Here is a 14540-nt window from a genome sequence, read left to right on the forward strand (position 1 = left end):
TTTGGGAGCCTGTGTTTAAAGAGCCAAATAATATTGGTTTGTCTTTCAATTCGAGTAGGTTATGAACTCATTTTGTTGATGCGGTAAACAGGTGTATAATCACATCCGCGTCCTTTTCACTCAATCTCTTTAGGTTGTGATAATCTATGCTGAAACTTAGCTTGAACAGACATCGTTTGCCCGTGATACATTTCTCATAGTTGATCCCACTACCGTCTTTGTACTTCGTTACTATAAGGAAAGAGTTATCTGTGAGCTCTTTCGACATCACATCATAAGCTTTCGGGTTAATATCCTTAACGATTGAATTATACCATTTTTTTAATTCCTCCTTCAGCATAGCCGGTTTATCAACACAACTACTCTCGACCGCTATTTCATTGCCATCGTAGTAGTGGATACCCGATGCGGTCGTGCCGCCATCAGTTATACCCATAGGGAATGAAACTGTGTAGCCCCAATCGTCCTTATATGTCTTCCAGTGGTTGACCGCCGCGTACATATTGTATGCCTTGTTCAAAGGGGCGGAATTGTTTGCTATATATACACTATCAGCTCTGTTCTGGCCTACGCAGGTCGCAGAGAGGAACAGCAACGCAGAAATAAATACTTGTTTCATCATGGTTCGTTTTATTGAATTTTATTACTAACTCCATCTTTCTCAAGGTAGTCCGTAAGCTTCACCCCGTTTTCATAGAGTTCGCCATCGACCACGCTGTAATATTGTGATAATGGCTGCCAGCAACCCTTGTCGCCTAACCCGTCTTCTATGGCATCGAAAATATCGTTGTAGTCCTCTGTGGTTGACGCGCCGGTTCTCATGACCTCGTAACAGGTACTCGATAACTTGGGATTGTCCAACGCTTTGGCCATGTCGGGTTTGGCTGAGAACACGGCTATATGGAAGCAGTAGTTTGGGTCTTTCTTAGGGATGATCACATAGCATGCGTCGAATGTCCCCCGCTTATGTGTGATTCTTATAAAGGCCATGTTTTCATTGTGGCTGCGAATGATCTTACTGAATATGACGAGTAGGATCAGGGCAACAGCAGCAATGCCGATCATTTTTCCCTTTTTGCTCCCGCCTTCCTTTTGCGCGATGGGTTTCTGAACGGGTTCTACCAAAGGCTCATCATGATGCTGGTTTGTTGCCGGCTCACCATCTTTCGTTAGCTTATAGTCCTTGCTGAACTTACCCCATGTATCGCTGTATATGAGTTTCATGTCGTAGCCTGCCGTCCTATCCAAGCCGGTTAGTTTGTACATGGTAGATTTTATGCTGCCCAATACGACCTGTACCTGCATCTCGTCCTTAGTTATGGGTATAGATACGGAGAACCCATCCTTGATCGAATGTGTCGAGTGAAGTTTACCGTCTATGTGAATTTTTACTTTAGAATCCACGATGAACCATTGGCCGGGGAAGTTGATGTTTAATGTGCCTGCTTTGTTTTGCGTGTCTGTGTTCATGATTTTTATGTGATTGATTGTTTTTTTAACGTCGCCAGTTATCTTTTACGATAACCACAAATATATAGCGTTCCGAAATATTGAGTATCATAAAAGATAACTCAATGACAGAAAAAGAGCTGTTCCTTAAGGTTGCGGAACGAGTGAAGGAACTACGTACAGAAAAGGGTATGTCACAGCAAGAGCTCGCAGGGTTGATAGACTTCGAGAAATCGAACATGTCGCGCTTCGAGGCCGGAGGAACAAACCCGACTATCGCCACCCTGTATAAGATCGCCCAGGCTTTGGACGTCACTCTGTCCGAATTGCTCATGATAGAATAGTCATTCACAGGTGAGGCGTTTCGCCGCCCTGTCCGGGTGGGGGTACCACTTTTAGCCCAGCATCAGGCCGAACAGGTAGAGTAATATGAATGCTACCCAACACCATTTCTTCTGTCGACTACTACATGTCTTGTACCATGCGTATATCGCCTTGATCGATTGAACGAACAAAACAATGATGGCGAGGAACAATAGCAGTTCCATGAGCGGATTCCCCTTGTTGTCGTTATTTCTGCACATAAGTTTCAGTTTTTGACCAGCCAATCCAGGCACCCGTATTCTCGTCAAGCCCTCGGTTATACAGTTCCATGCGCGCCATCTGTACCGCATCAATTTTTCCGCTGACAATATCCAGCAGCAGGTCTTTATGGGTACTGTTGAAAATGAAGATGGGATTCTCTTCGTCGTGTATCAGCCCAAGGCTTGCCGCAGCCTTGAAGTAATTTATCTGTTCCTGTGTCATAACTTAATGCTCTGATGGTAAAAGGCCTACGATCGTTGTCTCGTCGCGCTCGACCCAAATTGTCCCGGTGGTGGGTTTGAAGTCCGTGTATGGTATGTGCTGTGTGACCAACACATTGTCATTACCATCAGTGCAACAGACTTCGGCAGTGTCATTGGTGCGCGTCAATGTCCATACTTGAAATGGTTCTTTTTTCAACTGGCCCTGATACGAGGCGATTATATCCACCAGCCAGAAGCAGGAAAAGGTAGTTGCCATGGCCAACACCCCATCGGTCACCAGGAAATTGCCCATGTACCTGTGATACGCGTTTGTACAGGTATGTTCTTTCAGAAAATCATTTGCGTTCATTGTTCGTGATTTTATTGACGCAGTTTAACCGTTCCGCAGTTACCGCATATCAGGGGTAACGCTATTGTTTCGCAAAAGGGAGCGTAGGTGTTTTGCGCGCTGTTATATTCACGACATGCCGGACAATAAAACGAACACACCGAGCCAGGAACTGATCGACGCGCTCGCAACATTCCTCACACAAAATGATCCAAGTAAGATCAGCCGCGACCTGAGACGTATATTCCTCGACTACCTGATACACCAGATAGACTTATTGCCGTCCGGGTTTAGTGGTACTGTCGCAGGACTATATGACCTATTCGAGTTACTGGACACCGCAACCGAGGAAACTAAGAACTGGCAACGGGACTGACGGAACGTGCTGCTTATATTCACTCAAATCTCGTTCGGCCTTATAATGAACTACGTTTTTGATCTGGTCGCGAATTTGAGCATCCAAAACGCGATTGGTTGTGCTTTTGACAGCATCGTCTATCACAGCATCGTTAGTGTATCCCTGTTCTGCAGAAACATATGTGATTTCCATTCGTTCATTTTCTATTCTTACAACCTCGTCCATATCAATAGGCTCATAATTCCAGTAGGTCTTTACGGTTCGTATACCTATACCCTTTAAGCCCTTAGTTTTCGCTATGTCGTTTATCAGTCTGTGAACATCTTTCTGAGTAATCTTTGAAGGTGCAGATGACGAAATAATTATTCCCTTTTCCGATTGTTTATCATTTGCACCTTGTGCTTCTAATACCTGTTTGGCCAATGATATTCTGTTCACTGTTTCACTTATCCTGTATAAGCCAATGATTTTCTTTGATAGTTTTGACCGCTGTAGAGGTGATATGGTATTAGGTCTACAGTGAAAAAATTTTATCCTGGTCGTAGGTGAAATGATGCCTGTCTTCTGGATGCCGGTATATACCATGTTGAAATGACTTATTAGGTCGCGCATCGTCGCTGCAGTACCTGGTTCTGTCCTATTAAAATTCAGGTAGTTAATGTAGCTGAAAATATAGTCGGGGCTAACATCTGGGTTCAGATAGACAAGGTTATGAATAACCTGTGAAAAAACAGAGTGCTTACTGCCTTTCGGTATTCGATAGCTTGGTCTTAAAAACACCTCACAATATTCGACAGGCTTTAAATCGAATATCCTGTTCTCAACATGAACATCTGTGCGGAACTTCAAAGTATTCAGGACATCTGAAATCGGTATGAGCTTATACTGATAAGGTGCAGTTGATAAACAATCGGTAGAAGTAGAATATATTTTGTGATTTGCACCTTTATCTTTTACTTGTTTACTATTACCAATATTATCAATAATATTCTGTGGAACACAAATGATAGCACATGGATTAAAGTAACAGTCAGGGTCATAAGATACAAACCAGGCTCGTGACTTATCTTTCACTTTAGGGTCTAACCTGATGCCGGTAAATATGTGGGTAAATATGTATTTCCTGATGCCGGCAAATGTTTCTCTTGTTATCTCGTTCTCGATTTTAACGAAGAATGACAACCCTCGACCAGATGATGAGATACACATCAGACTGATGTGATCCTTGTATTGTTCTATCAGTTGTGCTTTGTATTCCGATGCGTTCTCAACGTCATCAATATCGAAGTACATATAGCCGCTGAACTCGATGATACTTTCATCGTTCCGTTTCGACACCGTACAGTTGGGAGTGATATACGGCAGGTGCTCTTTCAATTTTTTCTTTGTGGCTTCATAGTCCACATGGTTCACATCAAGGCCACGTATGGACTGTATAGTAGGATTATTGTTGGCTTTTATTTCTTTTACCAGCGCTTCAATGCTTATCTTTTTAGATGGTATACGGTCTTTAATTCCTGATTTAAAATAGCTGAACATTAAATAAAAAGCCCCGACAACAGTTGCGGATTGTGTCAGGGCCGAGTTTGTGTCAACTCAATTTCTTTGACTTTCCATTTCTTCCCGCAATGTCGAAATGTACTCGTATACTCTTTTAAATACTATTATCTCTCGGCATTCGACTATAACAGATGTTCGATGAATTCCGTAAATATTTCATCGAACCTATTGTCGTCATGATTGTCGTAAATGTGAAGCATCACCCCTCTATTGCTATACACTGTCACATAATTGCCGTCACCTCCAAATACATCGTTTTTTTCAATAAAGGCTTCGATTTCTTCCAGTGTGCCATCAATATAAATATGGTCTCGGTCCCACTCCGAAAGGAAGTCATATTTATCGGTATCGACATGAAGGTAGTGGCTAAAGTCGTCGCTAAATTGAACTCTTGCAACACCCTTATTCTGTGCCGTGAATTCGGCAACGAGTTCCTGATACTTTTTAAACGTGTCCCGAGCATCATCAATTCTCAATACAACCACATTTGCTTCGTGGTGTTCACCGAAATCCAATAGCAGGTACGGTGTTCTTTCTTCGGTTAATCTCATTTATTTTTAATTGTTTAACGCGAAGATTCAGGATACCGGCGACAACGATTTGAAAGTGGAAGTATTTTCTTTTGCTCCACGAAAGACATAGAGAATACTTTCGATGATAAGGTTCAAATGAACCTCCAACGTGGCTGGATAATGATCGTAAATAATGTGTATTCAATATCGTGTACACATACATAATAATCGTATGCTGACACCTTGTTTACAAAGGTGTGATACGTTCCAATTCTGGACAAGCCGGCTTGCTGTAAGGTATTTATACTCGTGAACAATTTCGTCTCGAATTTGATAGCCAGAAACACCAAGGAAGCAAGCTATGGACTGTGCTGTACAACTTATGATTAGGTATCTATCGTTATCACACACAGTTTCGCAAAGAACGTGCTAAAGCCATCTGAAAACTTCCCCGTTCCATTTTCTGCGCCTACACTTGTCGGATAAACATCTAAAAATAAATTTTATGGAAGCACAGTTAATTGAATTTTTGACACAGACCCCCAGTTGTACAAAGGCTGAAATGGCGGAAGCCGGAATGAAGGGCCTCGCTCTATTCAATGCCATCAAGAAGTTACAGAACGAAGGTAGAATAACGGTTGAGGGCGAGGGAGCAGATGCGACATACACACTGAACGAAACAGAGGCGTCTCACGAAACACCAACAGAGAATGGCGAAGAGCAGGTGCCACAAGAGCAGGAAGAACTAATTGAGCCTATTCAACAGGTAGAAGAACGAGTTGCGAGGTCGGCAGGTCGTGATAATACCAAGTACAAGTTCAACGGACAGGAATATGGCAAAGGCCCTTTGGTGCTGGCGGTCGTGAAGAAGTATGTAGAGGACAATCCTGATACCACATTCAAGCAGCTCAAAGAAGTGTTCCCTGATACGCTGATGCCCCGCTGGCATGTGTTCAGGAACGAGCAGGAAGCCATTGCATTGTCGGCGAAGAAACCACGCTATTTTCTGAAACAGCCGATAAAGCTGAAGGGACAGAAAGAACCGATCCTCGTAACGAACCAGTGGACTGCGGCTCTTATAGACAAATTTCTCCCTGTAATTAAGTCTGTCGGCTACAAGGTACGCTGAACGGACTGCGGCTGTGAATGAGAAAGCGGGCACCGATCATGCCCGCTTTTTTATGTCTGCAGAAAAAAGAAATCCCGCCTCACGAAGAAGCGGGATTCTATTTATAATGAACAACAAGCCTATTTAATCTCACAGTTGTCGAGCAGCAACTGTTTATCAATACAAAACAGCTTTACAAGTTCAAGACCATCGTTATACGGCACGATGTATTCATTCGCCTCAAATTCTTTCAGTAGATGGATCAGCTGCTTTGTTGCGATATAGTAGTTGCCTGGTATATCCACTTTGATATATGGTTCGTCCGTCAAGTAGAGACCATTCAACCTTCCGTCCTTCATTCCAATGACATTGACCTCGGAAATGAATTTGTCCTTGTATGCCTTCTTCATTGGGATTTCCGCGCTATGAGTTTTTTTGATACCATTGATGAATTTGCTCTCATCGAAGCGTGGTATCGGTTTTAAAGACAGAGGGTCGAAACGGTCTTCTTCTATTTCTAAAGGAGCAAGGAGGCTGTCGATCTCCGCCTGTATCATTATCTTATCTACGATGTCTTTGGGTAGGTTGTTGCTTGTATCCATTATCATTTAAATAGTTCCATGTCAATAAATATGAAGCAGCATCATGCGAATACGACCTTGAGCACAAAACAGAAGATCAACAATATAAAAAGGAACGACCATGCAGGCCGTTCCTTTCGTATTGCTAAAGGATATTCAGGAAGTTCCCGAACAACTCCTTCGTTAGCTGCCTCATGACCATATTGCCAAGCAGCGAATATTGGCCAGTGGGATATATCCCCGTGAAGTCATAGTCGGTCATCCCCGTAATTACCCTGCATTCGTGTAGCGCTATCTTTCTCGGCTTTTTGTTCTCTTCACGCACCAGTTGCGACACATGGGCGGTCAGGGTACAAAACAGGTTACCTTTTGCCGGTTTGAATTTTGCCTTGAACTGTCCGGCGGAGAACTCAACCACATGCGGCAGCAGAAACTCCACGCCCTGTTTAGAGAGGTCGATTGGCATACGGCGTGGAAACAGCGGGATTTTCACGTCTTTCAATACATCCTTACGAACCAGTATCACGATAGACCTGCTCCTGCTCTGGAACGCACCATACCGTTTCGCGTTCACTACTTTTATCTGGAACCAGTAGTTGGGCAACAGATTTTTTATGCTGGCGATATACTCCATGAGAACCGGCTCGTTTCCTTTCGCACATAACCTATCGCTATTCTCAAATACAGCAATCTTCGGCTGCAGATCAAGAACGATCTTCGGCAATGTTTCAAACATCAGCATGTTCTCAGGAGCGAAGTGGCGCGCATCGTACGTGTTACACGCAGCGAGCTTCACACATGGACTGCCACCGCTTAAAACATCGATCTCACCACAGACGAGGGGTTCTAATGATCTATCTGCCCTTACCTTATTGATCCTATCCAGCGTAACGTTCCTCACATCGTTCAGGTCGAAAGGAACTTCTGGAAAATTGTTCATGTAGAACCGCTGCGAGTTTTCTTCCCAATCACAGGCATAAGCATTCACAAAACCGTTATCGGTGGCGCCGATGTCGAACCCACCGGCGCCGGCGAACAAGGACACATGAACGCGCCCTTGTCCGGAATTATGCTTGTTTGCCGCATACCTCCTCTTCTTTTACGATGTTAGTGATACGTGTCGCTATTACATGAAAACTCCAGCTTGCATCCACGCCTTGTATGACATAGTGCAGTCCCTCACTGGGGTCATTGGTATCCTTGCCGCTGATGCTCACATAGCCCAGGAGTGCATCATTATACAGGAGTGCAGGTCGACTTGTTTTAAGGTCTAAAGTAAAGTCGCCATACCTTCCCAGTCCCATAGTGAACGCCGTCAGCGTCACGTCGCACTTGGCCTTTACTTTGACTGCCTTGGCGTTCTTTTTGCTCTTGCCCTTGCTGGCTACCGCTGCGCCCTCTGTTGATTCTCCCGTTTTTTCTTGTGGGTCTTCCATGGGTTCATCAAGGTCTTCGTCACCTTCATCGTCGTCCTCATCTGGTTGTTCATCCTCGTCACTGCCATCCGGCAAATTGGTGACATTCACAGAACCTAAATTATCGTTCTTGCCATTTTGCTCGGTGTTGTCCTTTATCAATCGCAGCGCTTTGGCCAATGTCATGTCACCTTCCGGGTCATCGATCCTGTCAAGCAACGAGTAATCGGCATTACCTATAGTCTTCACGAGCGAAACAGTTGATTGGCCATAGCCTACCAGGTAGCCGATTTGCTCGTTGATGTTATCGCCTGGAATTGTCTGGCGCCACAGCTTTCCTTCTTCTGTATTCCATAGGTGTTTTTCAAGCACTTTGATGGACTTATAAAGGATGGCCTTGCTGGCACGGTACCAGGGGCGTGATTCGAAGTTGATGAGACGCAGGAGGTCGTTCACGGTAGCCTTTGTTATAACAAGGACATCCAAATCGCCCACGCCTGCTTCTCGAGCAGCCTGTACGTAATCCGGAAGGGTCAGCACATAACTATCGTCAGTTACGATCGGCATCTTATATACCCCTAAGTATTCGAATTCCGATACATAAAGGTCGTCGGGCTTCAAGTAGCCCATTGCTTCCACCAGTTGGTGGTTCTTCAGAGAGGAGACACTTCTGGTATCCTTCTGCAGTTCAAAGTTGTGTTTTGTCATTCATTGTGTTTAAAATGAGAACCTGGATTCAATACCGGGAGCCAGTTACCTGCATAGCGCTCCTTGGGGTTACTGCATGAGAATGCCCATTACGCTCTTGGGCGTTTTTTTAATAGGCATTGTGATTGGCTAATGCAGCAAGGCAGGTTGGGCAGTAAATGCCCGGCAGCGGTTAGAAGACCGTGGGATTTTGAGACAATGCCCGTAGTGGATTCACCGGTGTAACGGGCATAGATTTTCGCTCTGGCATTTCATCAAAGTGTCTGCCATATAGTAGCCTGCCATTCTTCTTTTTGTTCTTGCCGCCCCATTGCTTGAAGAAGAACGGTACACCGGCAGCAACGCAATTTTTATGTATCTCTACCACCCAGTTTGGATCGATCAACCGTGCTTTCTTTCCGGACTCACCACCGACGATGACCCAATCTATATTGGTTAGGTCTAAACCTGTTAGCGGCCCTATCAGCGGTTCGCAGGAAAGAAACTTGGTCATAGCGTTTATTTCCCGCAGGTCATCCACCCGGTGCAGCACTCTGCTATCTTCCACAGACACGCCCATCCAGATGTTTGGCGTCCAGTTCAGCTGTTCATGTAATTCCTTCAGACGATCCGCACGCTTGGTCAGAACCTGAAACGTATGCTGCGGGTTAGCAGCCATAACATAGAACACTTTCTTTATAAAGTCCACCGTGACATCCTTATGGAACAGATCACTCATGGAGTTTACGAATACCATTTCAGGCTGCTTCCATGTATATGGTAGGGCTAAGGCGTCCTCGTGCATCCGTAGTGCAAAACCATCTTTATACTTTTCATGGCCCATTGCCTGTAGGCGTTCGGACAGGATCTCGGCATAGCAGTATTTACAACCTGCACTTAACTTATTACAGCCGGTGGTCGGGTTCCATGTTTTCCCCGTCCATTCTATACTTGTTTTACTCATTTATCAATTTAGTAGTTATGCAATGCCCATCGTGAGGGCTTATTAATAATGATAGCAGCATATACCCTGCGTGGCTGCCATCAGTTTATTACCGCATAGAAATCCTCTTACGCGCAAAGGCGTTTTTTGAATGATCATAATTTGGTGGATTTTACCTGCTGAGAAGGAATATCAAGTGCGGTAGCAGGGTTGGGTATGAACTACCCGATGACCGTTATGAGGCCCTGCGATATTTACGGTTATAACACCTGTGTTCAGTGCGATATTCTTCGAATGAATAATCTGAGGTGCCCAGCCATTCCTGTAGCTCAGATTTTCTGAAGAACACTTTCTTCCCCCAGTAGTGGTGAGGGAGACGGAACTTCGCCATGTAGAGCCTTAGTGTGTCGGCTGGCAGATTCATAAATAAACACGCTTCTTTCAAAGACAGGGTGTTCATGTTGCTCGCTGGAGCTGGGTGGTTTTTAACCAGAGTTGTAATCATAACTTTATGCTTTTTTTGATTAGAGCATAAAATTATTATAGCGGAGAGGGGCTATTAATTCAACTCCTTACACAACCCCTTACAAATTATCTTTCCGTTTTTCCACTTCATTAAGATCAGCCAAGGCTAACTTCTTTGCTTTAGGAAAATCACCTAATTTTTCAATTATGGTTTCTATATCTCTGGCGGCATATTTGCCTGACAGCCAACGTTTATTTCCAACGAGTCTATAGTATGTAGTTCTGAAATGATTTTTTTCAATGGCGTACTTTAGAGCATAATTTTCAATGGCAACGGTTTTGGTTGTGTCCAAACTATCGAACCTTGGTTCTTCTCCAGATTCTTGTTTGTAAATACATAGTAAGGCATGCTGAGTTCCATTTAGGTTCTTTAGACTTGCTACGTCGAGGTCAGCGTTTACAAGGCGTATTGCTTCAGAATAATACTGCGAGTGTGGAGACGAGTTTAACACTTCAGCTACCCGGTTAAGGTCTCTGATATTATCTATCTCGTTTCTCGTTCTTACCTCCTCACCGTCAATATTACTCTTAACCTTATTGAATAACTGTTTGAACCCATTAGGATTTAGTCCGTGTTCAGTTGCATAACTATTAATATCGCGTGTTGGGTTTTCAACTTCGCCGCTATCCCAATCGTAGCCGAACGGTGCATCAATTTGGGCCTCTTGAAGATAGTAGCTTAATAGGGCATGCTGCCTTACCGATAATTCACCCTTCAACTCTTTTAGCTTGTCCACAAGGAAATAATGGAACGCAATGTATCTACCATACACCCAACTGACTGTGGAATTTATGGCAATTTCTGTCAAGTGGTTCAGTTGATAAAAGCGCTCACTTATCCTGAAATATTCTCTTACTTCATTTTTTTCTGGGTCGGTCAATTCTTCTTCTGAATATAAAAATGCTTCTGGTTGGTCATATACCTTGGACTGATACTTGACAATGAGTTTTATCTCCTTCTCGACATCTCGCAGGTTCCATTCCTGATACTTCAACAAGAAATCTATCTTATAGAGCTGCATCCATATGTGACCAGAAAAATCTGCCATCCATTCAAACATATCATAGGCGTCTCCGAGAGACCATTCACTTAAATCTATAGAGCCGTCTTCTTGTGAACTATGTTTCTCCCATGTTTCAATAATGTTACCCGCTATTTCGATTACTTCATCGCTGGCATTTATTGCCGCAAGTTTCTCTTGAAGTTTCGTTATTGAATCTGGTGTCGATCTTATGAGTAGTGAAAATAAATCCATACAGTTTGATTCTATGTATACTTAATATTGCATTCGAATGTAATTGTCTTCTATGCGTTTGATTATTTTACTACAATATAGGAAACAACAACAAATCCTTTGCGAAGTCGGGCGCCCTATGTATCAGTATTCCCAGCATCTTCGACGGTATGAAAGCGAAGCACTACAGCATCAACGTACATTGGGATAAACGCTACCCCAAAGCCGGTACAGGCCTTTGTCCAGTTCAACTTGCAGTCAGCATAAGTGGCCTACAGTTCAAGGTCAGTTTACGTCTGTATTCCACCAAGGCCGACTATGAAAAGGCTATGAGTGGAAAGGGCGGCAGCGAGGAAGTAAAGGAACTACGCAAGCACATCACAGAATATACGACCAAGGCAGAACACATACTGGAACGTTTACCAAACCCCACGCGCGAGACCTTCCAGCGCCTGTTCAAAAGTGAAACGGATCTATTCGCGTCACAGAAGACCGATATATCATTCTTGTTCGAGGAATACATCAGCCATGTACGAAGTGAGGACAGGATAAAAACGGCCCAAAATCTGGAATGGTCGTTGAAGTCATTCAAGCGCTACAAGACCAGGATATGTTTTGAGGACATCAATGAAGCATGGCTCAATGGGTACAAGCAATTCATGTTGAAGAACGGCACCTCCGCAACAACCGTACAAATATACCTGCGTAACCTGCGCACGATATTCAATGTCGCCATCAAGCAAGGGTACATATCAGAGAAGCATTACCCATTCAGGAGCTATACCATTGGAACATCCGCTAAGAGTAAGTCAGTTCTCTATGCCGCAGACCTAAAGAAGCTGTGGGAGTATGACGGCACAACGTTGAGGGAACGCAGGGCAAAGGATTATTTTTTCTTCTTGTACTTGTGCAATGGCATGAACTTTAAGGATTGTTGTTACCTGAAATTCAAGAACATCAAAGGCGATACATTATCATTCGTCCGTGAAAAAACGAAGAACACCAATACTGTAGCCGACAAGCAGATCACTGTTTACCTGCATGATGAAATAAAGAACATCATCATAAAGTGGGGCAACAAGCCGGGTAACCCTGACGACTACATCTTTCCAATACTCAACGGGTACAAGACAGCGGCAGATAAAGAGCGGCGCCGGATGAAAGTGCAGCGTGAAATCAATGACAAGCTCAAGGTCATTGGCGTTAAGCTCGGCATCGAAGAAAAAGTTATCCTCGCTGTGAGCAGACACAGTTTTGCCACGCACCTTATGGTATCAGGAACACCTATAGAGATAATCAAAAGTTCTTTGGGCCACGCTTCAAGTAAGACCACCGAGCATTATATAAAGAGCATACCCACAGATAAGGCACGTGAAATATCAAGCACACTATTGAACTTCTGAAAATTTCAGCATGATACAGGAAATAAAAACGGTTGATGATGTAAAGACATTCTTCAATGAGCTACACGATGAGGGGTTGAACTTTCACCCCGATGATTTGTTCGAGCAGTACATCCATCGCGAAACAAATCAGCCATTCTATACGGATGAACAGGCGATCGAGCGCAACAGGCTACTTGCCCAGGCATTTGAAGTATGTGAGCGTGAGGATGTTGATATATACGAGCTGTGCATCGAGATATTCATGCGGGATTTTTACAAATTGTTCCCGCCAGAAATGTAGTATATTTATCCTGATAGGGTTTATAGGGGCTGGTCTGTTCTCAGGCCGGCTTTTTTATATTACCTATGGGATAGTGATTTTAATGATTATATTGTCTTATGGATTTTAGTAGCATCGATGACATAAAGGCCTATGGTTTCATTGGGTTTAAGACAGTTGCCGATCTTATCCTTGATAGCTCCTGCCTTCCCAACCAGATGGGCGTGTATTTTGTTCTGCATATGGGTAAGAAGCCGCCGATGTATCTTCCTGTCGGTAGTGGAGGGCACTTTAAAGGCAAAGATCCGAATGTAAGTACCGATGTTCTTAGAGCTAACTGGATCGCAAACACCCACGTTGTCTATATCGGTAAAGCCGGTGGTACAGGTCGTTCGGCAACAATTAAATCAAGGCTTAAACAATATCTGAATTTTGGTCAAGGTAAAAATGTGGGGCATTGGGGTGGTCGGCTGATATGGCAACTGTCTACACACAGAGATTTGGTGATTTGTTGGAAGTCATTGATGACACAAGAGCCAAGAGATGTTGAAGAACAATTACTAAGAATGTTTATAAAAAATCATGGGAGCCGCCCATTTGCAAATCTCGTTACATGATGACGCCAAGACAATATGAAGAACTGATAAGTAAACACTACAGTACGAATGGATATACTGTTGAACTTACACCCGTCAGCGGGGACTATGGTGTTGATCTATTTGCGGTAAAAGGCAAAAGGAAATTGGCGGTGCAGGTGAAAATGTATGGGCATACCACAAGAAAAATCAATCGTCAAACGATAATGGAGTTACACGGTGCGAAGGACTACTTCGAGTGTACAGGTGCGGCTATTGTAACTGATGGTATTCTGTTACCCGACGCGGTGGAAGTAGCGAATAAGCTTGGCATTGAGATCGTTTACATAAAGGCCGATCATACAACGTCACGCCCATCGAAGAAAAACACACAAGAAATAACTTTCGATAGTATCTGGCAAAACTACATAATGCCCCTTCAAGGAAAAACACTCCTTAAATCAGACGGCGGAACGAATACGATTACCAAAGTTGATTGGGGTGGAATAGAGCGCATCACATCGAATGGTAATAAGGGTAAAATAAAAATGGAGATTTTTAAAATGAGCATAAACAAGTTGCTGAAGACTGGGTATATCACTCGAGAAGAAATTAATCAGAATTATCCGGGCAGAGCTTCATCCGGCATAATACTCATTCTGTCTCAAGTGCCAGTGTTTAAGATGAGTAAAAACCCGAATGGTCTAACTTATTCTTTGAAATGAATAGCGTTCATCGTTTTGTGACAACTTCATTATATTCGCTTAGATACTCATCCAGACACACGCAG

General features: G+C 43.7%; 18 protein-coding genes. 6 read left to right on the forward strand and 12 right to left on the reverse strand.

Annotated elements, in window-relative coordinates:
* Window positions 1-67: 67 nt before the first annotated feature.
* Together ABD843_RS08965 and ABD843_RS08970 are read right to left on the reverse strand one after the other, a co-directional pair.
* Window positions 68-622 carry a hypothetical protein gene (locus ABD843_RS08965; protein WP_345081745.1) on the reverse strand — a complete coding sequence of 185 codons (555 nt, stop codon included), beginning with the start codon at window positions 620-622 and terminating at the stop codon, window positions 68-70.
* Window positions 623-630: 8 nt separating this feature from the next.
* Entirely contained in the window at window positions 631-1470 is an 840-nt protein-coding gene (locus tag ABD843_RS08970; RefSeq protein WP_345081748.1) for a hypothetical protein, read from the reverse strand.
* A 104-nt stretch (window positions 1471-1574) separates the two neighbouring features.
* Between ABD843_RS08970 and ABD843_RS08975 the strand changes: the two genes are divergently transcribed.
* Entirely contained in the window at window positions 1575-1793 is a 219-nt protein-coding gene (locus tag ABD843_RS08975; protein ID WP_345081751.1) for a helix-turn-helix domain-containing protein, read from the forward strand.
* A 226-nt stretch (window positions 1794-2019) separates the two neighbouring features.
* Here ABD843_RS08975 and ABD843_RS08980 read toward each other — a convergent pair whose 3' ends face one another.
* The 4 genes from ABD843_RS08980 to ABD843_RS08995 form a co-directional block, all read right to left on the reverse strand.
* Complete coding sequence (locus ABD843_RS08980; RefSeq protein WP_345081754.1) at window positions 2020-2256, reverse strand: hypothetical protein; 237 nt, start codon at window positions 2254-2256, stop codon at window positions 2020-2022.
* Window positions 2257-2259: 3 nt separating this feature from the next.
* On the reverse strand, window positions 2260-2607 hold the full coding sequence (locus ABD843_RS08985; protein ID WP_345081757.1) for a DUF6876 family protein: 348 nt from the start codon (window positions 2605-2607) through the stop codon (window positions 2260-2262).
* A 307-nt stretch (window positions 2608-2914) separates the two neighbouring features.
* Window positions 2915-4483, reverse strand: a complete 1569-nt coding sequence (locus ABD843_RS08990; protein WP_345081760.1) for a BT4734/BF3469 family protein — start codon at window positions 4481-4483, stop codon at window positions 2915-2917.
* Window positions 4484-4626: 143 nt separating this feature from the next.
* Window positions 4627-5055: a hypothetical protein gene (locus ABD843_RS08995; protein ID WP_345081763.1), complete on the reverse strand. Its 429-nt coding sequence runs from the start codon at window positions 5053-5055 to the stop codon at window positions 4627-4629.
* 523 nt (window positions 5056-5578) lie between these two features.
* On the opposite strand from ABD843_RS08995, the gene ABD843_RS09000 reads away from it, so the two are divergent.
* Window positions 5579-6145 (forward strand): hypothetical protein, encoded by a 567-nt coding sequence (locus tag ABD843_RS09000; protein ID WP_345081766.1) that lies wholly within the window; start codon window positions 5579-5581, stop codon window positions 6143-6145.
* A 119-nt stretch (window positions 6146-6264) separates the two neighbouring features.
* Here the strand turns inward: ABD843_RS09000 and ABD843_RS09005 are convergent, their stop codons facing one another.
* The 6 genes from ABD843_RS09005 to ABD843_RS09025 form a co-directional block, all read right to left on the reverse strand.
* A complete protein-coding gene (locus tag ABD843_RS09005; RefSeq protein ID WP_345081769.1) occupies window positions 6265-6726 on the reverse strand; it encodes a hypothetical protein in 462 nt (153 codons plus the stop codon).
* 124 nt (window positions 6727-6850) lie between these two features.
* Window positions 6851-7750, reverse strand: a complete 900-nt coding sequence (locus ABD843_RS09010; RefSeq protein ID WP_345081772.1) for a DNA cytosine methyltransferase — start codon at window positions 7748-7750, stop codon at window positions 6851-6853.
* Window positions 7751-7772: 22 nt separating this feature from the next.
* Window positions 7773-8828, reverse strand: coding sequence for a hypothetical protein (locus tag ABD843_RS09015; protein WP_345081775.1), 1056 nt, complete (start codon window positions 8826-8828; stop codon window positions 7773-7775).
* Window positions 8829-9000: 172 nt separating this feature from the next.
* Window positions 9001-9771, reverse strand: coding sequence for a DUF5131 family protein (locus ABD843_RS09020; protein ID WP_345081778.1), 771 nt, complete (start codon window positions 9769-9771; stop codon window positions 9001-9003).
* Window positions 9772-9985: 214 nt separating this feature from the next.
* The gene (locus ABD843_RS16405; protein WP_425575711.1) at window positions 9986-10255 is read right to left on the reverse strand and encodes a helix-turn-helix domain-containing protein; all 270 of its coding nucleotides are present in this window, start codon (window positions 10253-10255) and stop codon (window positions 9986-9988) included.
* 79 nt (window positions 10256-10334) lie between these two features.
* Entirely contained in the window at window positions 10335-11531 is a 1197-nt protein-coding gene (locus tag ABD843_RS09025) for a hypothetical protein (protein ID WP_345081781.1), read from the reverse strand.
* 149 nt (window positions 11532-11680) lie between these two features.
* Here ABD843_RS09025 and ABD843_RS09030 point away from each other — a divergent pair, with 149 nt between their 5' ends.
* The 4 genes from ABD843_RS09030 to ABD843_RS09045 all read left to right on the forward strand — a co-directional run bounded on the left by ABD843_RS09030 (window position 11681) and on the right by ABD843_RS09045 (window position 14475).
* Entirely contained in the window at window positions 11681-12913 is a 1233-nt protein-coding gene (locus ABD843_RS09030) for a tyrosine-type recombinase/integrase (RefSeq protein ID WP_345081784.1), read from the forward strand.
* Window positions 12914-12923: 10 nt separating this feature from the next.
* On the forward strand, window positions 12924-13196 hold the full coding sequence (locus ABD843_RS09035) for a hypothetical protein (protein ID WP_345081787.1): 273 nt from the start codon (window positions 12924-12926) through the stop codon (window positions 13194-13196).
* A gap of 98 nt (window positions 13197-13294) precedes the next feature.
* Window positions 13295-13792: a hypothetical protein gene (locus ABD843_RS09040; RefSeq protein WP_345081789.1), complete on the forward strand. Its 498-nt coding sequence runs from the start codon at window positions 13295-13297 to the stop codon at window positions 13790-13792.
* Window positions 13789-14475 (forward strand): restriction endonuclease, encoded by a 687-nt coding sequence (locus ABD843_RS09045; RefSeq protein ID WP_345081791.1) that lies wholly within the window; start codon window positions 13789-13791, stop codon window positions 14473-14475. Before ABD843_RS09040 ends, ABD843_RS09045 begins: the two co-directional genes overlap by 4 nt.
* Window positions 14476-14540: the final 65 nt, after the last annotated feature.

The organism is Nemorincola caseinilytica, from assembly GCF_039540515.1.
Taxonomy (GTDB): Bacteria; Bacteroidota; Bacteroidia; order Chitinophagales; family Chitinophagaceae; genus Nemorincola; species Nemorincola caseinilytica.